Annotated in this window: 23 protein-coding genes and 2 pseudogenes; 15 read left to right on the top strand and 10 right to left on the bottom strand. The window is 39.5% G+C overall.

Translation table 11 applies throughout. The features are described 5' to 3' along the window. The first annotated feature begins 81 nt into the window (after positions 1-81). From BQ5903_RS00380 to BQ5903_RS00390, 3 genes are all read left to right on the top strand, one after another. Complete coding sequence (locus tag BQ5903_RS00380) at positions 82-1101, top strand: Gfo/Idh/MocA family oxidoreductase (RefSeq protein WP_079578345.1); 1020 nt, start codon at positions 82-84, stop codon at positions 1099-1101. A 528-nt stretch (positions 1102-1629) separates the two neighbouring features. Beyond that, positions 1630-2736 carry an alpha-hydroxy-acid oxidizing protein gene (locus tag BQ5903_RS00385; RefSeq protein WP_010495505.1) on the top strand — a complete coding sequence of 369 codons (1107 nt, stop codon included), beginning with the start codon at positions 1630-1632 and terminating at the stop codon, positions 2734-2736. 93 nt (positions 2737-2829) lie between these two features. After that, the gene (locus tag BQ5903_RS00390) at positions 2830-4263 is read left to right on the top strand and encodes an FAD-binding oxidoreductase (protein ID WP_010495502.1); all 1434 of its coding nucleotides are present in this window, start codon (positions 2830-2832) and stop codon (positions 4261-4263) included. 109 nt (positions 4264-4372) lie between these two features. On the opposite strand, the gene BQ5903_RS00395 is transcribed toward BQ5903_RS00390, so the two are convergent. The 7 genes and pseudogenes from BQ5903_RS00395 to BQ5903_RS00425 form a co-directional block, all read right to left on the bottom strand. After that, positions 4373-5311, bottom strand: a complete 939-nt coding sequence (locus tag BQ5903_RS00395; RefSeq protein ID WP_010495501.1) for a LacI family DNA-binding transcriptional regulator — start codon at positions 5309-5311, stop codon at positions 4373-4375. 233 nt (positions 5312-5544) lie between these two features. Beyond that, the gene (locus BQ5903_RS12375) at positions 5545-5877 is read right to left on the bottom strand and encodes an FAD-binding protein (RefSeq protein ID WP_010495500.1); all 333 of its coding nucleotides are present in this window, start codon (positions 5875-5877) and stop codon (positions 5545-5547) included. After that, positions 5874-6407, bottom strand: a complete 534-nt coding sequence (locus BQ5903_RS12380) for an FAD-binding protein (protein ID WP_172823812.1) — start codon at positions 6405-6407, stop codon at positions 5874-5876. The genes BQ5903_RS12375 and BQ5903_RS12380 overlap by 4 nt, the downstream gene beginning before the upstream one ends. A gap of 19 nt (positions 6408-6426) precedes the next feature. Then, the gene (locus BQ5903_RS00410; protein ID WP_010495498.1) at positions 6427-6630 is read right to left on the bottom strand and encodes a hypothetical protein; all 204 of its coding nucleotides are present in this window, start codon (positions 6628-6630) and stop codon (positions 6427-6429) included. 66 nt (positions 6631-6696) lie between these two features. Continuing rightward, positions 6697-6921, bottom strand: a complete 225-nt coding sequence (locus tag BQ5903_RS00415) for an FAD-dependent oxidoreductase (protein WP_010495497.1) — start codon at positions 6919-6921, stop codon at positions 6697-6699. A 178-nt stretch (positions 6922-7099) separates the two neighbouring features. Then, entirely contained in the window at positions 7100-7957 is an 858-nt protein-coding gene (locus BQ5903_RS00420; protein WP_010495495.1) for a Cof-type HAD-IIB family hydrolase, read from the bottom strand. A gap of 128 nt (positions 7958-8085) precedes the next feature. Then, positions 8086-8750: pseudogene (locus BQ5903_RS00425) on the bottom strand (homoserine dehydrogenase); the annotation flags it as partial. Between the two features lie 443 nt (positions 8751-9193). On the opposite strand from BQ5903_RS00425, the gene BQ5903_RS00435 reads away from it, so the two are divergent. The 8 genes from BQ5903_RS00435 (at position 9194) to BQ5903_RS00470 (ending at position 16986) form a co-directional block, all read left to right on the top strand. Beyond that, a complete protein-coding gene (locus tag BQ5903_RS00435) occupies positions 9194-9898 on the top strand; it encodes an amino acid ABC transporter permease (protein ID WP_010495493.1) in 705 nt (234 codons plus the stop codon). Positions 9899-9902: 4 nt separating this feature from the next. After that, positions 9903-10670 (top strand): amino acid ABC transporter ATP-binding protein, encoded by a 768-nt coding sequence (locus BQ5903_RS00440; RefSeq protein WP_079578350.1) that lies wholly within the window; start codon positions 9903-9905, stop codon positions 10668-10670. Between the two features lie 33 nt (positions 10671-10703). Further along, entirely contained in the window at positions 10704-11516 is an 813-nt protein-coding gene (locus tag BQ5903_RS00445) for a transporter substrate-binding domain-containing protein (protein WP_010495491.1), read from the top strand. A gap of 315 nt (positions 11517-11831) precedes the next feature. Next, positions 11832-13769, top strand: coding sequence for a hypothetical protein (locus BQ5903_RS00450; protein WP_079578352.1), 1938 nt, complete (start codon positions 11832-11834; stop codon positions 13767-13769). Continuing rightward, a complete protein-coding gene (locus BQ5903_RS00455; RefSeq protein WP_010495489.1) occupies positions 13762-14586 on the top strand; it encodes an NEAT domain-containing protein in 825 nt (274 codons plus the stop codon). The genes BQ5903_RS00450 and BQ5903_RS00455 overlap by 8 nt, the downstream gene beginning before the upstream one ends. Continuing rightward, positions 14570-15460, top strand: a complete 891-nt coding sequence (locus BQ5903_RS00460) for an ABC transporter substrate-binding protein (protein ID WP_010495488.1) — start codon at positions 14570-14572, stop codon at positions 15458-15460. Before BQ5903_RS00455 ends, BQ5903_RS00460 begins: the two co-directional genes overlap by 17 nt. Further along, complete coding sequence (locus tag BQ5903_RS00465; protein ID WP_010495486.1) at positions 15441-16355, top strand: iron chelate uptake ABC transporter family permease subunit; 915 nt, start codon at positions 15441-15443, stop codon at positions 16353-16355. The genes BQ5903_RS00460 and BQ5903_RS00465 overlap by 20 nt, the downstream gene beginning before the upstream one ends. Then, the gene (locus BQ5903_RS00470; RefSeq protein ID WP_010495484.1) at positions 16345-16986 is read left to right on the top strand and encodes an ABC transporter ATP-binding protein; all 642 of its coding nucleotides are present in this window, start codon (positions 16345-16347) and stop codon (positions 16984-16986) included. Before BQ5903_RS00465 ends, BQ5903_RS00470 begins: the two co-directional genes overlap by 11 nt. A 73-nt stretch (positions 16987-17059) precedes the next feature. Here BQ5903_RS00470 and codA read toward each other — a convergent pair whose 3' ends face one another. Together codA and BQ5903_RS00480 are read right to left on the bottom strand one after the other, a co-directional pair. Continuing rightward, positions 17060-18295 carry a cytosine deaminase gene (gene codA, locus BQ5903_RS00475; protein WP_079578354.1) on the bottom strand — a complete coding sequence of 412 codons (1236 nt, stop codon included), beginning with the start codon at positions 18293-18295 and terminating at the stop codon, positions 17060-17062. A 301-nt stretch (positions 18296-18596) separates the two neighbouring features. Beyond that, complete coding sequence (locus BQ5903_RS00480; RefSeq protein WP_079578356.1) at positions 18597-19631, bottom strand: IS30 family transposase; 1035 nt, start codon at positions 19629-19631, stop codon at positions 18597-18599. A 207-nt stretch (positions 19632-19838) separates the two neighbouring features. On the opposite strand from BQ5903_RS00480, the gene BQ5903_RS00485 reads away from it, so the two are divergent. The 4 genes and pseudogenes from BQ5903_RS00485 to BQ5903_RS00500 all read left to right on the top strand — a co-directional run. Continuing rightward, positions 19839-21209 (top strand): sugar porter family MFS transporter, encoded by a 1371-nt coding sequence (locus BQ5903_RS00485; RefSeq protein ID WP_231920879.1) that lies wholly within the window; start codon positions 19839-19841, stop codon positions 21207-21209. 168 nt (positions 21210-21377) lie between these two features. Beyond that, the gene (locus BQ5903_RS00490; RefSeq protein ID WP_079578358.1) at positions 21378-21932 is read left to right on the top strand and encodes a DoxX family membrane protein; all 555 of its coding nucleotides are present in this window, start codon (positions 21378-21380) and stop codon (positions 21930-21932) included. 202 nt (positions 21933-22134) lie between these two features. Beyond that, the gene (gene fadE, locus BQ5903_RS00495) at positions 22135-23343 is read left to right on the top strand and encodes an acyl-CoA dehydrogenase FadE (RefSeq protein WP_079578360.1); all 1209 of its coding nucleotides are present in this window, start codon (positions 22135-22137) and stop codon (positions 23341-23343) included. A 195-nt stretch (positions 23344-23538) separates the two neighbouring features. Next, positions 23539-24837: pseudogene (locus BQ5903_RS00500) on the top strand (ISL3 family transposase); the annotation flags it as partial. Positions 24838-24915: 78 nt separating this feature from the next. Here the strand turns inward: BQ5903_RS00500 and ltrA are convergent. Further along, positions 24916-26301 (bottom strand): group II intron reverse transcriptase/maturase, encoded by a 1386-nt coding sequence (ltrA, locus tag BQ5903_RS00505; protein ID WP_079579635.1) that lies wholly within the window; start codon positions 26299-26301, stop codon positions 24916-24918. Positions 26302-26711: the final 410 nt, after the last annotated feature.

The following is a 26711-nucleotide window of genomic DNA, read 5'->3' on the forward strand; positions in this document are numbered from 1 at the left end:
TAGTGTTTGTGTACATTCTTTTGGTAAAATATGTAAGAGAAGTCAATGCTAATCTGTTAAAAATAAATGGAGGTCCAAGTAATGCTAAATTTAGCTTTTATTGGTAACGGAAAGAGCGCAAATCGTTATCATTTACCGTTTGTTCTAAAGTTACCAGATAAATTCCACGTTAAAACAATGTTTTCACGTCATATGAAAGATGATTGGAAACGGATCGAAGGTGTCCATTATACAACAGATATCAACGAGATATATGATGATCCGCAGATCGATCTTGTCGTTGTTTCGACCCCGCCACAGTTTCATTATCAGTATGCCAAAGAAGTTTTAGAACATGGGAAAAATGTTTTGGTAGAAAAACCCTTTACGCAGACACCAAAAGAAGCTGAAGAACTATTTTCATTAGCTAAACAAAGGGGTTTATTTATTCAAGGTTATCAAAACAGAAGATATGATTCGGACTTTCTCACTGTGCAAAAAGTGCTCAACAGTGGGGTATTAGGTGATTTGACTGAACTTGAAATGCACTTTGATTATTTCCGCCCGGAAGTACCTCAATCTGTACATGAATTTTCTCGGGCTGATAGTTTTGTGTATAGCCATGCTTGCCATACGCTGGACCAAGTTATTTCTTTATTCGGTAAGCCGGATGATGTTCATTATGATGTGCGCCAATTATTGGGAACGGGGCGGATGAATGATTATTTTGATATCGATCTTTATTATGGCAATCTTAAAGTCTCAGTTAAATCAAGCTATTTCCGGATCAAACCCCGGCCGAGTTTTGTGGTTTATGGGCAAAATGGGATGTTTGTCAAAGAAACAAAAGATCGCCAAGAAGAACATCTAAAAATGTTCTATATGCCTGACCATGCTGACTTTGGTATTGATCAGCCTGAACAGTATGGCACATTGACTTATATTGATGACCAAGGTAAATACCACGAAGAAAAAGTTGTTTCTGAAGTCGGTGATTATAGTCGAGTATATCAAGACATTTATGAAACTTTAGTGCACCACAAAGAAAAAACGGTCAAAGATAAAGAAACACTCTTGCAAGTTAAGATGCTGGCAGAAGCTGTCGGTCAAATCAAAGAATAATAGTTTCCGAGTGCCTTTAATGGTGACAGTAGTCAGTATTAAAGGCTTTTTTGTTAGGTTTAAATATGAATGAAATGGTAGTAGTAATAAATTAACAAAATTTATCACAAACTTGTTTCTAAATATAAAACTATAAAAATATAAAAAAATAAACATTTGTGCGTGGTTGTTACAAGCAAGGCTTTTTCCGACAGTAATTGAATTTCTTCTATGAAATAAGTAACATTTTTGTTAAAATAAATCATATTAACATATGAATGCGCTTACCTTTATGAGTAAATTTTTAAAATGATCCTATATATACCACAATAGTTTATGCTTTTATAAGTAAATAGTATATATAAAATGCTTGGTTTTTAAAGTTTGTGCAATTTTACGCTAAAAATTTACTAGTAAAGAAGGCTCGATGAACTATGAATGATATAAAAAATCGTTCGAGTACAACGATTTAAAGAAGATAAATTTTTGGTTACGAATACTTAATAGCAAGTTATTTATTATTTTTAATAATCCGAGGGAGTGTTATTTATGGCATTGGAAAAGACAGTTGATTTTGGCAAAGTACAGGATATTGATGTTTTGAACTTAAGTAGTTTAGAAAAAAGAGCTGCTAAAGTGATTGGTAAAGGAGAATTTGGTTATATCGAGGAGGGGTCAGATGACGAATATACTAAAAAGCATAATACTGCTGCTTTTAACGAGGTTCATCTACTTCCGCGGGTCTTGCAAAATGTTGAAGAACCAGATCAATCAACAGAGTTTTTAGGAAACGAATTAGCTTCACCTTTATTAGCAGCACCTATTGCAGGTAATACTTTGGCACATGAAAGTGGAGAGATTGGTTTAGCTAAGGGGACTAAAGAAGCAGGGATCATGATGGCTCAAAGTACTTTTGCTTCTAAAACAATTGCTGAAACAGCAGCCATTAGTGACGGAGCTCCATATATGTTCCAACTTTACATGCCAAAAGATTGGGGATATTGCAAATATCTGTTAGATGAAGCCAGGAATGCGCAAGCAAGTGCAATTATCCTAACGGCCGATTCCACACTTGGTGGATACCGTGAAGCGGACATTATCAATAACTATCATTTGAAAGGCAAGATTGCTAATTTAGATGGTTACAATACAGGCAAAAAAGGCGTTGGTGCAGGTAGTTTGTTTGCTGAGTCAATGCAGAGCTTGAATTTAGATCTGATCGAAAAATTGGGTTCATATTCAGGACTGCCGATCATTGTTAAAGGAATCCAGCATCCACTTGATGCTGATAACGCGATCAAAGCCGGGGCTGCTGCGGTTTATGTTTCAAATCATGGTGGCCGCCAGTTAGATGGTGCGCCAGCATCGATCGAAGTCTTGCCTGCGATTGCACGAACGGTCGATCATCGTGTTCCAATTATTTTTGATAGTGGTGTTCGTCGTGGGACGCACGTTTTGAAAGCCTTGGCTTTAGGAGCTGATTTAATTGGTGTTGGCCGTCCATTTAGTTATGGACTAGCACTCGGCGGTTGGAAAGGTGTTCAAGCTGTGGCTGAGCATTTGAAGATGGAGATCAACATTGCTATGCAGCTGACAGGTAGTCGGACGATCGAGGACGTTAAAAAGATCCAGATCTCCAGTGACCTTAAATTTTAATAGCCAAAAATAAGAGGACAAACGTTTGAAAAACGTTGCAAAACAGATGTTAGTTTTGAATAGTTTTAATTACAGGGAAGGAAGGATTGGGTTATGCACTACTCTAGAGTTTCGGAGACAGACATTGAGACATTGAGGAAATTTATTCCGGCTGAGCGTTTCTTTTATCCCACAACAAAACATTATGATCACGACCAGTTTAACTACAAGAAATCAGCACCTGATGTAGCGGTTCAACCAGTCAGTAATGGTGAAGTTTCTGCTGTGATGAAGTACGCTAATGAGCACCAAATACCGGTCACGGTTCGAGGAAATGCCACTGGTTTAATGGGAGCAAATATTTCTGTTGATCATGGGATCGCGATCGATATGATCAAAATGAACAAGGTTTTGGAGTATGATCCGGACAGCTTAACTATGACAGTACAAGCAGGGGTCAGGATCCGTGATATCGACGAATATTTGGCTGACCAGCCCTTTATTTATGTACCTTTTCCAGCTATGAAATGGGCTGCGATCGGCGGTAATCTCAATACTAATGCTGGTGGTATGAAAGCTGTTAAGTATGGTACGACACGTGAACATGTGCGGGGCTTAACGGCAATTCTAGCCGATGGAACGCAGATCCACTGCAGCCATAAGACAGTAAAAAATAGTTCAGGTTACGACATCAAAGATCTTATCATTGGTAGTGAAGGGACTCTAGCAGTCGTGACTGAGGTCGTCTTACGCTTGATCCCGCGTCCACGGGTGGAAAAGACAATGCTATTGTCATTTCCTGATATTGAGCGGGCTATCAGTTGTGTTCCTAAAATATTTGCTGCAGGGCTCACACCGACTAGTGTTGAATACTTTAGTGAAGAAGACGTGGATAAATGGGAAGAATATTCCGTCAAAAAATTCCCTGTCAAAGACGGCAGCGGCTATTTAATGATCGGTTTTGACGGCAATGACGATAAGTTAGTGGACGGTGAACTGGCAGAAGTGGTCAATGTCGCTAATGAAAACGACGTCAGCAATACATTAGTCTTGACAGCGAATGATCCAAATTCTCAAGCTGTCTGGGATGCACGTTCAGAATTCGAAACAGCTATCCAGCAAACAACGACTAAGATGGATGAAGCAGATATTGTGGTGCCGATCAATAAAATCCCACTGGTCTTAAAAGAAGTGAGAAAAGTTTCTGAAAAAGAGAACGTCAGATTACCTAACTTTGGCCATGCCGGCGATGGTAATTTGCATATCTACATTTGCTGTGATGATTACTCTGATGATGAATTTGCAGTAAAGAAAGATCATGTTTTCAAGGCGTTATATCAGGTCGCAAAAGATTCTGACGGCGAAATGTCTGGTGAACATGGGATCGGTTTTGCCCGTAAAGACTATTTCGAAGATTTTTATGGAAGCGATTATGTAGAATTGATGAGTCGGATCAAGCTCGCCTTCGATCCAAATTTGATTTTAAATCCTGACAAGATTTTCCCGCTCCATGTTTCTAAGCAGGAAAATGAAGTTGTCAAAAATTAAATAAAGCAAAGCTAATGACCAAGAAAGTGCGCTGTAACAGTTATTAACCTAAGCAAAAAAACACTGCGCAGTAGGGATATATTTTGTATCTCTACCTGGTGCAGTGTTTTTATCTAATAATTAACTCAGAGGAAACAGGAATTTTTTTGATTTCTTGATTTTGGAACAGCTTAAAAGCCAGCTTGCCGACTTGTTTAAAGTGATGGTCGATCGTTGAAATATTCATTAACTGACTAGCTAGCTGATTTTCCTGTCCCATTAATGGAGGCGGTTCTTGCTTGTGGTCAAGATAGCATTGACGGACTCCCGCAGCAATGTCATCGCCATTTGCAAAAATAAAGTCTGGTGGTGTCGTGAGTCCTAAATATTTCAATGTGCCTTGATACGCGTCTTGATAGGTTGTAATACCCGTGATCACTAAGCTTTTGTCAGGAAATTTTCCATAGACTTGCTGATAACAATTTAATGTTAGTTTGCTGGTGGCACTTAGCGAGTACGGGCGACTTAACATAAAACCAAGCCGCTTAAAATTTTTTTGCTTGATCAGCTCAAACGCTTGCAAGTAAGTTGCTTCGCGGGTCGTATAAGCTGCGGGAAGCTCAACTGGGCCTGGGTCCTCGCAACAAACTATTGGACCATATTTTTGATATTTTGCCATCTGCTCCAAAGTGATCCCATGTGATGTAAAAATTAGTCCATCATATGTCTTTTGGTGCAGTTGTTCCAGATATTTGACCTCTAGCTGTGCGTCATAATTAGATTGTAAAATAGTGATGTTAAATTGCTCGGCAAAAGCGGCTTCCATGATCCCCGTAACGATCTGGGTAAAATAAGGATGACGCATATGCGGTACCACTACGCCGATCGTTGATGTTTGCCCAGTACTCAGATCCCGCGCAATTGAATTAGGGACATAATCTAATTCGGTGATCACCTTTTTGATTTTCGCGCCAGCAACGTGAGAGACATAGCCGTTACGATTAAGATAGCGTGAGACGGTTGCAACTGAATAACCAGCTTTTTTGGCGATATCCCTAATATTTGTCATCTTAATTTAGGACTCCTCTCATATACTTGTTATCCTCCACTATACCATGAATCTGTGAGAAGATTTATCATAGCTTATTTTTGGTTATTATTAGTGTTTTGTGTTTAGTGTTAGTAATAGTAATAGTGAAAGCTTTTGCCGGCTTTAATACATATTACAGATAAAAGAGCATCATTTACCTGGTGCTTAAACTCGCCGGCAAATGGTGCTCATTGTATTTGGATTTTTTATTTTTACTCGAGCTGTGTTGCAGCTGCTTTGCCCGCTACCCGACCGCTAGTCAAGGCAAATTGTACGGAACTACCAGACATGTATACGTGATTATATAAACGTTTGTTAGCTGATTCACCGGTTGAAAAAAGATTTGGGATAACTTTCCCATCTTTATCTAAGACTTCATATTTTTCATTAGTTTTAACCCCGCCAAAGGTCCCCATAATAACTGGATAGATATGGGCAGCGTAATACGGGGCAGTTGTTAATGGTATTACATGTTTAACATCTTTACCCATGCTGTCGTGCCCGCTTTTAGCACCATCGTTATATTCGGTAACAGTTTCGGTCAATGAACTATCTGAGAGTCCCATTGTTGCCCTAGTTTTGCAATACTATCCGCTTTTACAACACGACCAGCCGCAGCTGCGTCAGTGAGAGGTTTGAGTAATGTTTCGTTTGACTTCGAGGAATCGATGATGATCCATGGTTCATATGCAGATAATACGGCGTTAGCCACCACTGCGTAGGGACTGGCCTCATTCAAGAAACGTTTTCCATATCCATCGACATACAATTTATACCAATCCATTAATAACGAACCGGTCTCTGGCAGAGCTGCTGTGATCCACATACCGATCACCAATGGATCTTCATATAAGACAGCACCTGCCTTTTGTGCCATTAAGATCCCGTCTCCTTCATCTCCGGCACCACCGACCGCGAACTGACTAGCGGTTTTGGCTGCCGGAATATATTGAGCAATCATTTCTGTATTATGAACAAAACCACCCGCAGAAATAATGACATTGCTTGCGTGAATTTTGCCTTTGCCATCTTTATCAACGATTTTGACACCTTTAACTTGACCGTTGTCCAGCAACAGTTCAGTTACTTTAGTATTAGTTAGTAAAGTGATATTGGGTCTTTTTTTCTAAAGTTGCCGATAAATTGGCGATCAGTTGCTTGCCTCCGCCCATTCCGCCAGGAGTTCCTTTCGGAAAGTGGATCCGCTGCTCCGGATCTTGACCAAATCCAGCTGGCTTTTCATAAGAATGTCCTTGTTTTTTAGCTAGCCATTCCGTTGTTGTAACTGCTTGATCCATAAATTGATCAACAAATGCATAGTCTGGGTAGAGGCCATCAGGGTTAGACGTTGCCTGCCTTTTTTTCTACAGTTCTAGCCAAGAGTCTTTATTATCCGTAATACCGGCTTCTTTTTGAAAGCTAGTCCCAGCTGCGGCGATCCCGCCGCCAGACATGCGAGTTGATCCACCTGGCCATTCTGTTTTCTCAAGTACTAAAATTTGTAAACCACTTTCTGCAGCAGATAAAGCAGCGGAAATACCTGCTCCTCCAGCACCAACGATGACAATATCAGTTTTTTTAGGCCTCATTTTAGGTCCTCCTTTAATGTGTGTACACAACTAAAAAATGTTAACGGTTTCACTAACTATTTTAACACATATTAGAAAGATCCTGCTTTTAATATTGAAACTTTGCTTAATATACTCGTGAGTATGTTATCTAGGCGTTTAGGAGACAAGCTTAATGATATTTGTTACAACATATATTTTATTGTAAGCTATCAGCTTGTTCTTCGATATTGTCTAATTTGACTGGTGTTTGTTTGATATAAGTTTCGATACCGTACGCCACACCGTCTTCATCATTAGTTTTTGTCACAAATTTACCGGCGGTTTTTATAACGTCTAATGCATTGCCCATTACGATCGGTGTTCCGACCGACGTTAGCATTGGCAGATCGTTATGACCGTCACCAAAAGCAGCTGTTTCTTCCCTTAATAAGTTTTCTGAATTTACTATATAAGAAAGGCCGCGAGATTTGGTGGCCTCTTGGCTGGTGATCTCCAGGTACATTGAGCCGGATTGTTGGACTACGATTCCTGTTAGACCTAGATTTGTTAACTCTGCTTGGATCTTCAACAAGATATTTTTATCTAACACGATCAGCATGACCTTAAAGATCCCTGCTTGTGCGTGATGTTGAAGAGCACTTTTACTTGTTAAACTTGGCTTTAAGCCAGTGAGTTTCATTTCTATTTTGATTCCGGTATCGATTTTGGTGGTAAGCCAGCTGTCCTTGGTATAGTAACTTAGACAAACATCTGGGTAGTGTTCGCTTAACCATGAGATCAATTGAAAACTAACTTGACTATCTAAGGCGTGGGTCTCTAAAGCCCTGATAGATCCGTTGCTCTGGGGCTGGAAGATCATTCCGCCGTTAAAGGCTATTTGTGGGGCCGTTAAGCTAAGCTGCTTGATCGCCGGTTCCATTTCGATCGGTGCGCGTGCTGAGACTAAGGTCGTAGGTAATCCGCTTTTTTGAATAACTGTAATGTTTTTGGTACTGACTGTTCCTTGACTATTTAATAAAGTCCCATCCATGTCTAAAAATATGTGTTTGATCATTGTTGTTACTTCCTTTGTCGTTATTATTGAATCTTGTTTTATTTTATATTGTGGAACGCGTTCCATAGCAAGGAATAATTTTAATGAAACTTTTTAGGGAATGATTGCTGGGACGATCATAATGTTTATCAGTCAAGTATTGGGTAAATTAAATCTAGGTGGAGTTTGTCAGAATGCCGGCCTTTTTGCTTCAGAAAATTAAATTGACTTTTTGAAAGCAGTTGAGTTTGATAGTTTGCTCCGGCTGCTGAGTTGTCAACGGCTACTGCACCAGCTAAGTTAATACCGCTTTTACGCAAATTTTGCCTAATTTTAGTGGAGGGCAAAATGTTTCCATCAGAGTTGAAAGATAGAAAATACTTGTGGTCCTCTTTACTTGCATCGATGATGTTTGTGGTACGGCTGAAATTATTAAACTTGCTGCCGGTAATGTTTAGTTGAATGTCTTTGATAGTGGTGATCACGTCATTTAAAATACTGTTAGCAGTAGGTAATTTACCAGCTCCAGCACCGTAAAATAGTATTTCACCCACAGCTGAACCCGTGACTAGGACAGCGTTATTTTCGTTTTTGATGTTGGCTAAGGGATGGCCTTTTTTGACAAACATTGGTTGTACGGATACGGATAGGCTATCTTCTAGTATTTTTGTTTGCCCGACCAGTTTAACGGCATAGTCATACTTTGGGCTTGCAAAATATCGTTTTTAGTTACCTGCTCGATTTCAGAGATTACGATTTTTTCTAAAGGTACTGTGGTGCCAAAAGCGAATTCAGCTAAAATAGCAATTTTGTAAGCTGAGTCCTTGCCACTAACTTCATTTGTCGGATCATGTTCCTCAAATCTTAAAGCTCGTGTGTTTTACAAAATTTCCTGATATGTCGAATGGTTTTCGGCTATGAACCATTCTTTATTTAAGTGGTGTTGCACTTAAAGTGTAAATTCAAGAGTTAAATAGGTTGTTTTATCGGAGAAAAATTTTTAAACTAAAAGTGCTGATGGTATTTGTCAGTGCTTTTTTAATTTAAGTAGCAGATATTTCGTTCAAATTGGTTTAAATGATATACTATTAAATGGTAAGTGTTTATTTTGGTTATGGAGCCATAAGAATTGACAACTCCGAATTTGTTTAATTAGCAGCCGGTGCTAATGACTTGATACTTGAAAGGTCAGAAGTAGTGATGACTGATTATTTATGAAATTACCATAAAATTTGTAGACGTTAGGAGAAATTAGATATGTGGGATATTATCACGAGTTCACTTCCCCAGATACTGGCAGCAGGGATCAAATTTACGATTCCGTTGGCGTTGATCTCATTTGCGATCGGTCTGGCTCTTGCATTGGTAACTGCCTTAGTCAGGATTTCGCATCGTGTTGGTGCATTTTCGATTATTAAGGGGATCTTTCGTTTTTATGTTTGGCTGTTTCGATCAACACCGCTATTAGTGCAATTATTTATCGTGTATTTTGGATTGCCATACTTAAGGATTCCCGGAGTACTTGAAAATGGGATCAAATTTAGTCCATTTATCGCGGGTATCATTACCTTTTCGTTGAATACTGGGGCGTATGCTTCAGAGACTATTCGTGCCTCGATCTCTTCGGTCCCGAATGGACAGTGGGAAGCAGCTTCGTCGATCGGGATGACTCGAGGACAGACATTACGGAGAATTGTTTTGCCGCAAGCTTTCCGGATCTCGGTGCCGCCGTTGGCAAATAGTTTTATCAGTTTGGTCAAAGATACTTCCCTAGCAGCGTCGATCACGATCGTTGAAATGTTTGAAGTCAGTCAACAAATCGCTGCGCAAAATTATCAGCCGTTGATCATGTATACGTTGGTTGCTGTAGTGTATGCAGTCTTTTGTTCGATCTTGACGTTTGGACAAGATTATCTTGAAAAGAAAACCAATAAGCATTTAGATCAAACGGAAGGGGAGTGAGCAAATGAAATTACAAGGGCTTAATAAATCATTTGGAGCAAACCATGTTTTACAAGATATCAACTTGGAACTTCCTGAAAGGGCAACGACAGTCATTGTTGGTCCTTCTGGCTCAGGAAAATCAACTTTATTACGGTCACTTAATTTATTAGAGCGGCCTGAAAGAGGCCTTTATCAACTAGCTGATCTGCAGATCGATTTTTCAAAAAAGATCCCTGCCAAGGAAGTTTTAGATGTGCGCAAAAAAACAGGCATGGTTTTTCAAGACTATAACTTGTTTCCGCATAAATCTGTCTTGCAAAATGTGATCGAAGGACCAGTTCAGGTCTTAAAACGAGATAAAAATGAAGCGACAAAAGAAGCTTATGAATTATTAGCTAAGGTTGGTTTGAAAGAAAAAGCTGATTTTTACCCGGATCAATTGTCTGGTGGACAGGCGCAGCGGGTTGCAATTGCACGTTCTTTAGCGATGCACCCTGAATATATTTTATTGGATGAGCCAACATCGGCATTAGATCCAGAGCTTGAAGGCGAGGTTTTGAAAGTTTTGGCAGGTTTGGCAAATGAAAAACAATCATTGATCATAGTCACACATAATTTGTTTTTTGCTCGGCAAATTGCGACAAAAATCGTGTTTGTGGAAGATGGACGGATTATTTTTGATGGTCTGACAAAAGAGTTTTTCAACGAGCAGCAAAAAAATACTAGGATCCATGATTTTATTTCGTCCATGACTTTTATGGATATTGACGAGGATACTGTAAATAATTAACTATTAATTATATAGGAAGGAAGAAGTATTTAAATGAAGAAGTTGCGAGGAGTATTATTTTCGCTGGCAATTATTGCCTTGACGTTTACTTTAGCTGCATGCGGCAGTAAAGGAGGTTCATCAAACAGTGAAAGTTCATTTAAGTCTGAGCTTAAAAATAAGGGTGAGCTGACTATCGGATTAGAAGGAACCTATGCGCCGTATTCTTATCGTAAGGACGGTAAATTAACAGGTTTTGAAGTAGAAATGGGTCGAACACTCGCTAAGAAAATGGGCCTTAAAGCAAAATTTGTGCCTGGTAAATGGGACTCACTGATTGCCGGACTTGGTTCACAAAAATATGACGTTGTGATCAACAATATCTCGGAAACTCCAGAACGTAAAAAAGCCTATGACTTTTCTGCACCATATATTTATTCGCGTTTTGCTTTGATTACACCTGATAAGAGTTCAATTTCAAGTCTAAAAGATATTTCTGGCAAGAAGTTCGCTGAAGGGACTGGAACCAATAACGAACGTGTAGCGAAGAAGTATAAAGCAGATACCGTTGATTCGGGAGATTTTTCTGCAACGCTTTCTTTGATCAGAAATGGTCGGGTCGATGGAACGCTCAACTCCGCAGAAGCTTGGTATTCATACCAGAAGAACAACTCGACCAAGGGTTTGAAGTTTAAAGATGTTTCAAATGAAGAAAAGCCAGTCGAGATCAAAGCCATGTTTAATAAGAAGAGCCCGCAGACGAGAAAGCAATTTAACAAGGCCATCCAGGAACTTAGAAAAGATGGGACTTTGAAGAAACTGTCTGTGAAGTATTTCGGTAAAGATATTACTGAAAAGGATAAGTAATTGAATCAGCTAATAAGCCATTCGCTAGCACTTGTTAAAGAGTCGCTAGTGAATGGCTTATTTTAGATTTAAATATAATAAATCTGCATTATGTACTTTGTATGTAAATAAAACCAATAGAAGCATAATTGCAATAATATATGTTGTAAAATTTATTTTCTTCTACAAATGCTGGTAGTTCAACACATAAGAAGGTTATAGAACCCTTTACTAAATTAAATTGTAAAAATATGTTAAGTTTAATTTGATTTATTAAAGGTAAACGGTTAATATTTGTTGTGAGCAATATAATTTATGAGGCAGGAGGAAGATAAATTGAATCAAATTAATTTTAGTAAGAAGCTTTTATTAGTTGTCACGTTTTTGTTTTCATTGATCGTTGGGTTCAACGTTCAATCTGTGAAGGCAGACACAACAAATGATCAGATACCTGGTCAGTATACAGCACATGTTACATACAAAAATGCCGATAAGCCCACTGAAGATTCGATGATTGAAACGGGAGGTTTATGGGATAAAAACGTTAAATATACGGTGGCAGCTAATGGTTCAGCAGATTTAACGATTAAACAAGACAAAATGATGAACTATATGGCTTATGTCAAGTATGTGGGTCAAAATCTTAAAGCTCAACCTGTAGATACACAAAAAGTTGATAATGGTGACGATACTGGTTCATGGAAAGCGCGTCTTACTAGGAATCAGGCGACAGAATTAAAGACGGGTGCCGATATTACGATTAGTATGCAGTACACTGTTCCAGGTTTATTTACGCATAATGTCGATGTATTGATGCAGATCGATTCAATCGATGAACCTGATCGTGTAGCTTATGAGCAAAATCAGAAGTTGCAGCAACAAAATCAGCAGTTACAAAAGCAACTCAACACTTTGCAAGAGCAAATCAAAAATAACTCGCAACTTAGTAAATTACAAGAAGATGTTACTGCTTTGTCAGCACAAAATGTAACTCTTGCTAATAGCTTACAGAATGCTAACACTCAAAATAAAAAGTTGCAGTCAGAAGTTAATAAATTAAAACAACAAGTCATAGATTTACAGAATGCTGTTACTGATTTACAAAAAAATCAACAAAGCTCATCAGCGACAAATTCAGGTCAACCTGCTCCAAAAAGTCAGACATATACTGCAACAGTGAATTATACTAAGCCAGGTACAAACGATGACTCAGTTTTAAATAGTTTTTTTGGCAATAAAATTACTTACGTTAAAGATACAAAGGGCAATGTAACTGTTAAAATTCCACAAAGCAAGTTAATGGACATGATGAACTCAGTGACATTCAATGGGCAAAAAATGACTAAGGGAGCCAATGAATGGACACTGAACTACCGAGGTAAGGCCGCAGATCTTGTTGCTGGCAAACAGATCAAGATCGGTGTGAGTTATAATTTAGGTAGTAGTGTTTCAACTCATGATGCTATAGCTAATATTAAGTCGATTAGTCCGGATGGTTTTGGTACGCCATTTAAGCCAGCACCTAAACCTAAAGATAACCAGCCAGGTACTCAAAATGAAAATGATAAGCAGTCAAAGAATAATTCGTCAGCTTCTCATTCTGTTAATTCATTGACTGATGTTGGCAACTACACTGCTCAAGTTTCTTACAATAAGACAGGTGCAAATAACTCTGATACAGGCCAACCATCCATGATTCAAAGTGATAATTTATGGAGTAGAAATATCAAATTTGTTAAAAATAATGATGGAACGGTTACCGTTACTATTCAACAACCGAAAATGTTGAGTTATATGAGCTCCCTTTCCTTTGATGGGATTGCGATGCAAGAACACAAGCAAGGCAATGACAGTGGTTATTGGACAGCCACTCTGCCCGCTGCTAAGGCGAAAGATTTGAAGGTTGGTAACAAGATTTTGGTTTCTATGAAATATACAGTCCCAGGATTGTTTTCTCATGATGTTACTGCCTTGGTTGTGATCAATTCCATTACAACTGGAGATTCTAAAGGAACACCTGCTTCAGATCCTGCAGCTAATAACGGTGAATCAGGTCAAGTTTCCAGTACTCCAGTAGGGTATGACTATGACCAAGGACAAAATGGCGTTCCTGTTGATGGTATGCCTGTTTCTGCTGATCCAGCTTTATTACCGCAAACTGGTGAAAAAGAACATCAGGATAACAATGCATTGACTGTTGGTGTTGTTATGTTTGTCGTATTGATCAGCGGTATTACAGGTTTTGATATCTATCGGAGGAAACAAAATGCGTAAGAAGAGAGCAATTTTAACTTTTCTGAGCGTCCTATTTTTTGCATTAGTTGGCTTGAGCCACGGACAATTAGTCCATGCAGATAATTATCAGACTAATTATACGATCTTAAAGGCTGGTACGGGTCAAACTTCTTATGCAGACGCTTATTTTTCTAAACCAGCTTCTGTTAGTGTGAATGGTGATTCATATAATGTTTCTATTACCGTTTCAACTGATCATTCACTAGGATCTTTTCCGGTTCAAATTCTGAATGTTAATGGTCAGGCACCACAGATCAGCAAATCAACTTCTGGTAACAGAGATAACTACGTTTTTACGTTTAACACTAAGAGTGTCAAACAAGTAATGAGTGGTAATATGAAGGTTGATATCAATAATATCAATTACCACCATGTTTATGGTTTTAATTTGAGAATGGACGCAGGAAATGTGCCTGCCTTGAATAGTCAACAAACGCAGCCACAACAAGCTTCTCAAAAAGATGCTTCAGGTCAAACGACTAAAAACACGACTGCAACAGCAAATTCGTCTAGTTCAAGTTCAGCGCCTTCAAAAAGCTCAAGTGCTTCTTCTGCAGTTTCTAACAGCGGTTCCTCGTCTTCTTCATCAAGCGGTGAGAAGAAAGAGACAAGCTCAAGTAAAAAGGTAAGCAAGAAACAAGAAAGTTCAAAAAAAGAATCTAAGAAAGACGATCAGCCTAAAGCTAAGCAAGAGAGCCATGCTAGTTCATCTACTGCTTGGTGGATCGGCGGTGTGGTCGTAGTTATAGTCATTGGAGGGGTCGTGTACTTCGTTAAAAATGAGTATAAAAAATAAAAAAAATGTGAGCATTGCGCTGGTAGCAGTGCTCCTTTTATTAGTAATAATTGGTGGTTGGTTTTTTTGGAACCAGCAGACGGAAAAAGAAAGCAAGGAAAAAATGATCAATGAGCGGATCGTAACAACGACCGTCCCGATGACACAGATCTTTGCTAAACTTGATATCCCATTAGTTGGAGTGCCTACAACAAACGAAAAGTTACCGGCAAAAAAACAGAACCTGCCTCATGTTGGCAACCATGTCTCCGTTGAGATGGAAAAAATAATTTCGTTAAAACCTGATAGGGTTTATGTTGACTCTGAATTAACTGAAGATTATGCGGGCAAATTAAAAGAACAAGGCATCAAGATGTCTTCCTTAAATTTTAGTGATTATCCCGCAATGAGAAAGACTATCACCGAGATCGGCAACAAGTATAGTCGCCAAAAACAAGCGAAAAACTTAAATCAACAGTTGAAGATCAAAAATGTTCAGCGAAAAAAGAAGCCTAAGGTCTTACTTTTAATGGGGATGCCCGGTGGCAGTTTTTTAGTTATGAATAAGGACACCTATCTTGGAGATCTGGTCACACGTGCTGGCGGCCAGATTGTTGCTGCAGACCAGAAATCAATGATGACTCCAGTTGATAATGAAAAGATCGCCCAAGCAGATCCAGATGTGATCATTAGGCTGGCTCATGCGATGCCGCAACAGGTCCAAAAATCCTTTAACGAAAGTTTTAAAAGCATGCCGTATCCTAATTTGACTGCTGTCAGGGAAAAACAGGTTCACGATGTTCAGGCACCTAAATTTTCACCAACAGCAAATTTGCACGTGAAAGAAGCTTATCAAGAAGTAAAAGAGTGGTTAGATGACAGCCAAGAAAATTAAACAGCTTGAAATAATACTTAGTATCGCTGCTTTGCTTTTAGTAGGGCTCGGGCTATTTATTCATGGGCAGACAGCGGGAAAGCAAACTATTATTCAGTTACGTTTGCCGCGCGTGATCTTTGCACTGTTTGGCGGCTCAATGTTAACAGTTAGTGCTTTATTATTTCAAACAACTTTACGTTCTGATTATATTGATGGCTCTATGCTGGGACTTGCCAGTGGGGCGGAGCTTGTCATTGCATTAGTTAATCTTTTGTTTTCTCAGCTTCTTTCTTACCGTGTTTTAATAGGAGCATTGACTGGCGGCTTGCTATTAGTCATTTTACGAACCACTCTTTTTAAAGTTAAACGCAGTTCATTTTTCTTAATCCTTGGTGGATTGAGTCTTGCACTTTTATTTGTGGCTGCAACACAGCTGATCACTACAGGCAGTGGGTTTCAGGGTAAAAGTTTATCCAATACTACTTGGACAGATCTCTGGTTTTTAGTGATCATTTTACTTAGCGGTCTACTTTTGCTGCTGTGGCAGTGGGAACAGTTCAAGGGCTTTGTCCTGCCTAGCTTGCAGGCTCAACAGCTGGGATTTAACGAGCAAAAAAGTTCGTTGGTCTTTCAGCTAGTAGCTGGAATGTGGTTGGGAGCGGTAAGTGCAGTTTTAGGGACAGTTTTTTTCGTAGGCATAGTGTTGGTTCAAGTAGTCAAGTTGAGCACTAAAGTTGTTGCAGGACAGCGAATATTTTTAACAATATTAACGGGCGGATGTGTTTTAGTCTGTGCTGATGACTTAGCTCATTATTTGATACCGTCCCAGGAATTACCGACAAATGCGCTGTTGATGCTTTTGACTGCTCCGCTGATCTTATTTTTGATAATGAGGTGGTCACGTGAAGTTTAAAAATATCCAAGCTGACTACCATGGAAAAATTGTTTTGTGTGGTTTATCGGGCAGAATTGAGCCTCAGCAAATCACAATGTTGTTAGGACAAAATGGTGCAGGCAAATCTACGCTAATGGAAGTTTTGAGTGGGTTAAAAAAAGCGCAGGGTGAGTTTGACAGAGCTGAAAGTATGATTTATTTGCCACAAAAAAATGAGATCTTTGACTATTTAAAGGTCGAAGATCTCCTGGCAATGGGTAAGAAAAGCAGTAAGTATAGTACTGATATCTCCTTGATCAACACGGATTTAGACTTGAATGACTTGTTAAATAGAGAAGTTTTAAGTCTTTCAAGTGGACAGCAACAACGAGTCTGGCTGGCGTACACACTTTTACAAGATAAAGACATTGCGCTTTTAGATGAGCCATTGGCTTTTCTGGATCTAAAATACCAACAACGATTGCTTAACTTGTTGGTTAAGTTAAAAGAGGAGTTTGGAAAGACTTTTTTGCTCAGTATTCATGATCCTATTATTGCACGGTCATTTGCCGACGTTGTCTGGCTCTTAGACTCGACTGGTTTAATGGTCGGAAAACCCGAGAAACTGTTAACCAGGAGTAAAGTCAATGAATTTTTTGAATTAGAATAATAAAAATAGCAACACCTCAGTATCCCTGCAATGTTTGCCTGCAAGGACGGGCTGAGTGTGCTGCTATTTTTTATTAAAAGTTGAGTTTTGTCTCTGCAGGCTTGGTTTCCACCAAAACTTTACCGTGACGGATGTTGAATAAAACGCTGCGATGTTCATTTAAAACATCATAAAAATTAGTCCCATCTAAGAGGATACAATTTGCTGACTTACCTACTTCGATCCCATAATCAGCAGAAATATGCAGGGTTTTTGCGCCGTTATAAGTGGTAAAGTTAAATGAGTTTTGCAGCTGTTGATAGCCCATCAGTTGACCAGCATAGACCCCCATGCTTAAAGGATCGAGCATATTTCCACAGCCAAGTGGGTTCCATGGATCGGCAACGTCATCTTCGCCAAATGAAACATTGATCCCAGCTTCATTTAATTCTTTGATCCGGGTCAAGCCACGGCGTTTGGGATAAGTATCGAATCTACCGCCCAAATGCATGTTAACGAGTGGATTGGAAACAAAGTTCAGCTGAGCCATGCCTAATAAACGGAATAATTTGTAAGTGTAAGCATCGTTATATGACCCCATCGCTGTCGTATGGCTAGCGGTCACACGATCCAGCAAGCCGGTTTCATAGGCTTGAGTTGCAAGGATCTCTAAGTTACGAGAATTCGGGTCATCGATCTCGTCACAATGAACATCAACTAACTTATCGTATTTTTCGGCTAGTGCTACTAAATATTTGACAGAATCGGCGCCATATTGCTGATTGAACTCATAGTGAGGGACACCTCCGACAGCATCAGCACCTTCTTTGACAGCTTGTTCTAGCAATCCTTTGGCATTTGGATAAGATAGGATCCCTTCCTGGGGAAAAGCTACCAGTTGGAGATCAACGATATCTTTGAGCTCTTCCTTTAATTCCAGTAAGGCTTGGAGTGGAATCAAATGCGGGTCCGTAGTGTCAACATGACTGCGGACATGCTGTACTCCATTTTTGATTTGTTTTAAGATCGTTTTCTTGGCACGTTCTTTAACGTCTTTAGCAGTCAATGATTTTTTGCGTTCTGACCAGATCCGGATCCCGTCAAATAAAGTTCCGCTTTCATTCCACTCCGGTTCTCCAGCAGTTAAAGTTGTGTCCAAGTGAATATGTGAATCGACAAACGGCGGCAATAAGACTTTTTCTTGACCATCAAGCACCCTTTCTTCAGCATTGGGCTTGATTTCTGTTGCGATCTGGGAAAACTTTCCAGCGGTTATTCGAACATCCTGTGTTTGTGATCGATTATTGATATGCACATTTTTAATTAGCATAATTATTGGACTCCTTTATTTGATTGCAAAAATTGTTTCTAGTAATGATAATACCACATGCTACGGATTTCAGAGACTTTTTAGAAAAATATGGCGGTCAACTATAAATGGTTTTTACTTGACACTTATTGCTAAAAAAATTATTTTTAAGTTGTAGCGAATTTTTTTATTTAAATACCCCAATTGTCAAATCAAGTGCGACAAGTGTAAAGCTTAAACTATAAGTGAAGATAGATGTTAGTTCAGTGGGAGGCCGGCCTCCCACTGTCGAACACTGTCGAACACTGTCGAACTTTAGCCACTACTTATTTGGCTGGGCTAATTCATTTTCTAATGCTTCTTGGGCGGAGTGATAACCTAAGATCCGGCGATATTTGCCATTTAAAGCATTTTGCGCCCGCTGTATTTCCTCTGGTGTGACTTGCCTCAGTGAGTGTCCTTTAGGGAAAAATTCACGTAAAAGCCCATTCGCACGCTCATTGCTACCCCGTTCCCAGGGCGAAGAAGGATGCGCAAAGTAACTTGTAGTTCTTTTTAAACGACTTTGCTCCGAAAACTCTGCTCCATTATCAAAAGTGAGTGTCTTAAAAAGTGTGGGGGCTTGTTTAATAACCTTTTGCACAGCTGCTAAGCAAGTTTGTGCGTGATAATTAGGGACCTTAAGCACGATTTCATACCGGGTTTTCCGCTCAGTTAAAGTCAAAAGTGCCGGCTCACTAGCTTTTCTAACCCCTTTAACTAAATCAGCTTCCCAATTACCAAATGTCAAGCGTTGCTTGACGTCTGCCGGCCTTTTTTCGATCGAGAGGCCCAAGTTTTTCTGATTCTGCCTGACATGGGTATGTTTTGTCGTTTTTATTCTCCGCCGGAGTTTTTGTGGCAAATCAATATTCCTGAGCTGCAATAACCCTTGATCTATATAACGGTAAACTGTGGTTACCGACGGTGTCGGCTTGTCAGGATGGATCCGTTTGAAATAGGCCGTAAAACTGGCCACACTTTGGGAACGAAAAGGTCGCTTCAACTCTTTTGCTAACATTGCAAAATATAACCAACAATTACGTGTCAGCGGTTTTGAATGACACTGACTACGATTTTTCCGATAATTTATCTGGCCGGTCTCTGCGAAATATTGGCGGTAAAATAAATAATCAGAGTTACGCTGCAAGGTCGTCCCACGGGCGATCTCACGATAAATAGTACTTCGTGCCCGACCTAAACGTTGTGCGATCTGCATGACACTCAGACCGTCTTTTAAAGAGGCTTCGATCTGTCCTCTTTCAGCTGCAGATAATTGTTGATAGTGCTTTGGCGTGTTAGAATATATTCGAGTCATAAAGGTCCGCCTTTCTATTTAGTTTAGACACTTATAGTTTAGGCCTTTATGGCTTTTTTGTTTAATTTTGACTTGTGTTGCACTTGGATTGTAAATCAGGCTTTTATTTAAATATTCAATAAACGGAAAATTAGGATCCTTTTTAATCACTTACTCAAGTGAACAGGGGTTTCTTTTTTATAAAATTGTAGAAAAGGAGAGAAAGAATTGAAAGATAATGATGGATCTTTGCGTACGGGTAGTTCATTTTTAAGGTATACATCTTATATTATTGCTTTAGGCGGTTTCTTATTTGGATATGATACAGGCGTGATCAATGGTGCTCTGTCATTTTTGAGCAGGCCGGATCAATTAAACTTATCTTCATCAGTTCAAGGTCTAGTCTCCAGTTCACTGGTATTAGGTTGTACTTTCGGTGCGATGTCGAATAGTTATTTAGCAAATCACGTTGGTCGTAAGAAATTACTGCAGTGGGTCGCAGTGATTTTTACTTTTGCTACATTGGCATGCTCGCTATCAATGAATTCCTGGATGTTGATTGGAGCGCGTTTTATTTTGGGCTTATCAGTCGGAGTTGCCTCTAGTTTATCGCCATTATATTTGAATGAAATTTCACCAGACAAATTAAAAGCAAAAAATGTTAATAAAAATGCGATTGCAATTGTTTTGGGACAGTTGATGGCCTTTACTGTAAATGCTATTCTAGGCTCGATTTGGGGAAGCTGGCATTCAATTTGGCGAGTAATGATGGCAGTCGCTGCTTTACCAGCAATTTTATTATGGGTCTTGTCCTTTGAATTGCCAAAGAGTCCCTTCTGGCAGATCGTTAGTGAAGGACGAGACAGAGCCGTTGAAACATTTAGACAGTTGCATTTTCCTAAATTAGATATACGTGAGGCAATCACGGAAGCTAAAGAAGAAATTAAAAATGAAGATTCTTTTAACTGGAAGGAATTTTTTACGAATAAGTATATGATGTATTTGTTGGTTGCAGGGGTCACTGTCGGTTTTATCCAGCAAGCATCTGGGATCAACACCGTTATGTACTATGGAACTGTGATCTTAGAAAAAGTCGGCTTGGGATCTGGGGCTTCATTATACGGCAATATTTTGATCGGTGCCGTTTCTTCACTAGCTATTTTAGCTGGAAGTAGGTTACTGGGAAAAGCTCATCATCAGCATTTATTGTTAGCAGGTTTGATCTCAAATGGTGTGACACTATTCATTTTAAATTGGGTCATGCGGGCAGATCTGTTCTCCCAAACCGTGAATAATATTCTGGTTCTACTAATTTTAGCGATTTTTCTAGCGATACAACAAGGGATAGTAAGTCCGGTGACGTGGTTATTACTATCAGAACTTTTCCCACAGCATGTTAAGGCAACTATGAACTCCGTAGGTACGGCAACAATATGGATCACTAATTTTTTGATTAGTTTAATATTTCCAATTCTATTGGATGTTTTGGGAACGGCCGGAGTATTTTTAGCATTTGCTTTAGCTAATATTGGCTGTGTTGTGCTAGCAGAATTATTAATTAATCCACGGTTAATTAAAAGGGCAAATGGCGTACTTTAAAGAACATTAAAATGAACTTGGTTTATTAGTAGTTGATTTTTGTGTAACAAGAGATTCCGTCTAACCAACTTAGACAGCTCCATCGCTGAAAAACGTGCTATGTTGTCCAAGCCTGGCTATGTCGACTCTTGTCGTTTCGCTACACTCTGCGTTTTAGGAGGGACATCTATGGGAAATTGGTTAAGAAAATCAAAGAGTGGCCTAGTAGTAGTAACTCTGATCCGTATTTTTGCAGGAATTGAATGGCTGATAGCAGGTTTAAGCAAATTTTCAGGAGGGTTTACGGCAAAGTCTTTTGTACAACATGCAATTACGCATCCAGTTGAAAATGATTTTGGCAGAGAAGCTTATCCTTGGTTTACTTCCTTTTTGAAAACAATTGTCAGACCGCAAATAGAATTATTTGATTTTTTGGTTCAGTACGGGGAATTGTTGATCGGGCTGGGCTTGCTTGTGGGGACGTTAACTACTGTGGCCAACTTTTTTGGGATGATGCTTAATTTAACTTACTTATTAGCTGGTTCGATTTCAACTAATCCACTTTTGTTACTGTTAGAGATCATTATTTTGTTTGCTGGTAGCAATCGCTTTAAGATTGGTTTTGATTACTGGTTAAATCCTTATCTGCGTCGAAAGCTCCCGTTTTTAGATAGAAAGAAAAAAAGCATGAATTACATTTTTACTGAGAAAAGAAGCACTAGCCACTTACTATTAGTTCGCTAATGCTTTTTTATCAGGTCTTTTTTTTTGCTTTTAAAGCTGTTTAATGCCTAATATGGTGGCCCTTTTTAAATGATATAACTTTTACTTATACCATTATTAACCTTGGTTAAGTTGTGCAAAAGATAATACCAGAATAAACTTTAAAGTGTTGGAAGCGCTAACACAAGCATCCGTTCAAATAAAAATACTGGAGGCAGTACAGATGGCTGATAAAAAGCAAGAAATTTTAAAAGAATTGTATCCTGAAGATGTTTACTCATACGCAAGCAAGTTGACTTTAGGTGAAGCTGAAGTTTTACAACAAACGCGTCAAATTATTGAAAAAGAATTACGCCCAGTGATCAATGATTATTGGGAGAAAGCAGAGTTCCCTTTCGAACAATTTTACAAATTAGCTGATGCAGGTATTATGAATAACCCTAAGTTATTTGAGGGCAGAGAAAGTGCACAAAAACCAAGAGAGATTTACAATGCATTCCTCTATTACGAATTAGCGCGCTTTGATGCTTCTATTGCTACGTTTTATACTGTTCATGGTGGCCTTGGGTATAACACACTTCTTTTGGGTGGGAATGAACGCCAAGTCAAGGAATTTACACCCAAAGTTGCTAATTTTGAATGGCAAACATGTTTTGCACTGACTGAGCCAGATCATGGTTCAGATATTGCTGGTGGATTAGCTACAACTGCTAAACGTGAAGGTGATAATTGGGTTTTGAATGGTGAAAAACGTTGGATTGGCGGAGCAGACACGGCCGACATTATCCCTGTCTTTGCACGTGACGTTGAAGACCACAAAATCAAATGTTTTATCGTTCGTAAGGGAGCTAAGGGATATAATGCTGTTCCCGTTCCGCGTAAGATATCACTGCGTGCAGTACAAAATGCGCATATTACACTTGAAGATGTTGTAGTTCCTGAAGAGGATCGATTACAAAAAATTAATGGGTTTAGAGATGTCGCAAACATTCTGATCCATACCCGTGCTGATGTTGCTCACATTGCAACAGGTATGACAGGTGGAGCCTATACAGCTACTGTGAAAGTTGCTAAAAAAAGAGAGCAATTTAGTAAGAAACTTGGATATTTTCAAATTACACAAGAAAAATTGGCACGGATGCTAGCTAATGTTACTTCAGCACTTTCATTTTCAGTACGTATCTCAGAATTGATGGATGAAGGTCAATATAAAATGGTCAATTCAGCTTTAGCTAAAATGAATAATGCTATGGTAATGAGAGATACAGTTGCTTTAGGGCGCGGCATTGTTGGTGGTAATGGTATTACTTTGGATACCGATATCGGCCGTTTCTTTGCTGATGCAGAAGCAATTTACACTTACGAAGGGACTCATGAAGTTAATGCCTTGATCGTTGGTCGTGAAATTGTGGGTAAAGGCGCGTTTGTTTAAATTCAATAAGCATAAAAAAACATGTTAATTAGAATAATCTCCAGACAAAAAGGATCTGAAAATTTTGGTTCTATAATATTTGGTACTGATAGAAAAATCTTCTCTCAGTACCAATTTTGTTTTATGATAAAAAATAGAGATGAAGACACACTTCATCTCAAAGAAACAATCCCTACACTGAAAGGAATGTCCTACATGAAGAATTGTACACTGGATCTATTGGGAATTAAAGACTCACACCTGGAATTTGATCCAAAATATAAGAATAAAGTGATAGCTGCAGGATTTTACCAACATAAAAAAGTCCGCAAGATCCATTTGCGGCAATCTTATCCTTGTGCTTGCCCAGTTTGTGGTCAAAAAATGCGCTACAACGGTTTTAAAACCGTTGAGATGCTCGGTTTGCCTTCGGGTGGGATCACAAATGTTTTTTCGATCCGCAAACAAAAATATCTCTGCCCGGCTTCAGCTGCCTGCCCTAAAACTATTACAAAACTTGCGGAGATCAAGGACGTCAAGGCTAACGACCAAATCTCACAAGCCGTTAAATATCAGGCTATTTCTAAATTAGACCAGAATATCTCACAAAAAGATATTGCCGCTGATTTTGGGATCTCTGGAATGACAGTGATGCGCTTTGCGCAAGAGCTCTCAACTTACTTAAGGCCCAATCATCATTTCTTACCGCAAAATATCGCTTTTGACGACTTTAAAGCGGGCAACTTTTCTAGTAGCGGCATGAGTATCATTGTCATGGACATTGCGACACGCCGCACGTTAGATATCGTGCGTTCTCGGCATAATACATACTTACGGAGTTACTTTTTACAATATGACCGTCAAGCTCGCTGGGCAGTCCAAACGGTCACAGTTGATCTGTACTCGCCTTATCGATCCTTGATCCATGAGATCTTTCCGCAAGCGCTGATCATTGCCGACCGCTTCCATGTCGTAACCCAAGCTTATCGGGCCTTAAACTTAGTTCGGACACAAACCATGAAACAGGCGGGACAGGGTTCGCACAACGCACGTGCTTTGAAACATTATTGGAAATCGTTAACTAAAGACTCGACCAAACTTGATTTTAAAACCTATCGTAAAAGCAGAAACTTTCGTAATATGCAGTTATGTGAACAGGATATTGTGGAGCGTTTATTAAACATGTCCTCCGCTTTGCGACAAGCTTACGTTTATTATCAAACACTTTTACAAGCTGTCCATCAGCGAGATCCAAGGCTCTTAGAAAGTCTAACACGTTCAGCTGCAGGCATGCCTGAGCCCATCAAAAAAACTAATCGTACCTTGCGTAAACATCTACAAGAAATCAAGAACAGCTTTCAGACGACCTTTTCTAATGGACCCGTGGAAGGAACAAACAACAAGATCAAAGCCATTAAAAAGACTGCTTACGGTTTCCGGAACTTTGAAAACTTCCGTTTACGTCTTCTCATCGAATTAAAGAATAGTTATGTCAGTTTGAATTTTCATAGTCACAATCGGGTAGGAGATAGTTCACACTATCGACCTCCCACACCACCGTACGTACGGAACCGTATACGGCGGTTCAACAACTTAAGCTTTTGCTTGAATAGACTGGTACAGTTTGGACAGATTTATTAGCCCACGCTGTGCCAGTCTTTTATTAGTTATGGTCATCAACAGTGTTTTACTGTGCGCGTTGCGCCAGTATCCCTTACGAGTATTGACGTAGATTTTCGCCTGTTTGGGTGTCAAGCCTAGTTTAATCAATGCTTTATAACGGGTTCCGATATTCTTCCACTGTTTCCAGATATACTGGCGGATGCGCGAGCGCAACCATTTGTCTAGTTGTTGGAGAAAGGTTTTCATCTTCCCAATGGAATAATATTGGATCCAGCCCTGCATTTTCTGCTTAATTTCATGCAGAATCCTATCAAGGCTGACGCCTCGGCTTCTCTTGGTGATTCTTGTCAATTCCTGTTTAATTCTCTGTTTAGGTTTTTGATGAGGACGCGGGTAGGCGCTATTGCGTCCCACACCCAGAGAAAAACCTAGAAACTTCAGTCTTAGTGGAGAACCGACTTGCGTCTTTTCTGCATTCACTTCAACTTTGAGTTCCTTTTCTAAAAACTGGGTGATGCTTTTGAGAACCCGTTCACCCGCACGCTTACTTTTAACATAGATATTACAGTCATCCGCATAGCGTACAAATTTATGTCCTCTTTTGGTCAATTCTTTGTCCAGCTCGTTCAGATAAATATTTGCTAGTAATGGTGAAATATTGCCACCTTGCGGTGTACCTTTAGCGGACTTCTCGAAAAATCGACCATTCATAACACCACTCGTCAAGAACTTACGAATCAAATGCAAGACCCATGGCTCACTAATGTAATTTTCAACAAATTTAATTAGTAAATCATGGTTCACATTGTCAAAATAGGACTTTAAATCAAGGTCGACCACGTAGTGATAACCCTGATTATAATAAGCAACCACCTTTTTCACAGCACTTTGTGCACTGCGGTGTGGTCGAAAACCATAACTATTATCTGAGAATACTTTTTCAAAAATAGGAGACAGTTGCTGTTGTAACGCCTGTTGAACCACACGGTCAACGACCGTTGGGATTCCTAACTGACGTTTCGAACCATCTGGCTTAGGAATCTCAACTCGTTTGACAGGTTGGGGTTCATAGCTTTCGGTTCGCAAGGCCTCGATTAGTTTTACGTTATTCTCTTTCAAGTATGGGCCAAGTTCCTCAACGGACATGCCGTCAATTCCTCCAGCCCCTTTATTACGCTTGACATGGACAAAGGCCCGATTTAAATTATTCCGGTCTAAGACCTTCTCACGTAATAAGCCATTTTGAGTTCTCTTTTCACCAGAAACAACGCTACGCGCTCCTGTTTGCTCTGACCCTTCCAGGGTTACCCTCCGCAGGTAGTCAGCTTTATTTTCTGTTTTCTGCGATTGTCGTATTGTTTCCACCTCCAGGATGAATCAAAATTATTGTTGTTCAGCCCTTCACCATTACTGGCTACTATGGCCTCGGCTGACTTCTGTCATGGACAACTCAACATTACTATTGAGCCTGTTCCTGCCAGAAATAACTTCCAGCTTGAGAGAACTACCATGACAGACCTCCCCGGGTAAGAGCAGTAGCTTTCGCATCAAACCGTTGGCTTTACTGTGACGGTTTCGAGTGGTCAGGGACTTCGATTTGTTAAGCAATCTCATCCCACCGTTTCCAGCCTTTTAGCCACTTCTTGTTCATCGATTCGATGTTTCGTCTAGGACTTCCTTCAGATTCTACCTCACGATAGACACCCTTGTCTTCGACTCGTGATACCGGCCACTACGGCTCACAGCGGACTTACACCGCCTAGTTA

Origin of the sequence: Ligilactobacillus acidipiscis, from assembly GCF_900116935.1 — a bacterium.
In the GTDB taxonomy this organism is placed as follows: Bacteria; Bacillota; Bacilli; order Lactobacillales; family Lactobacillaceae; genus Ligilactobacillus; species Ligilactobacillus acidipiscis.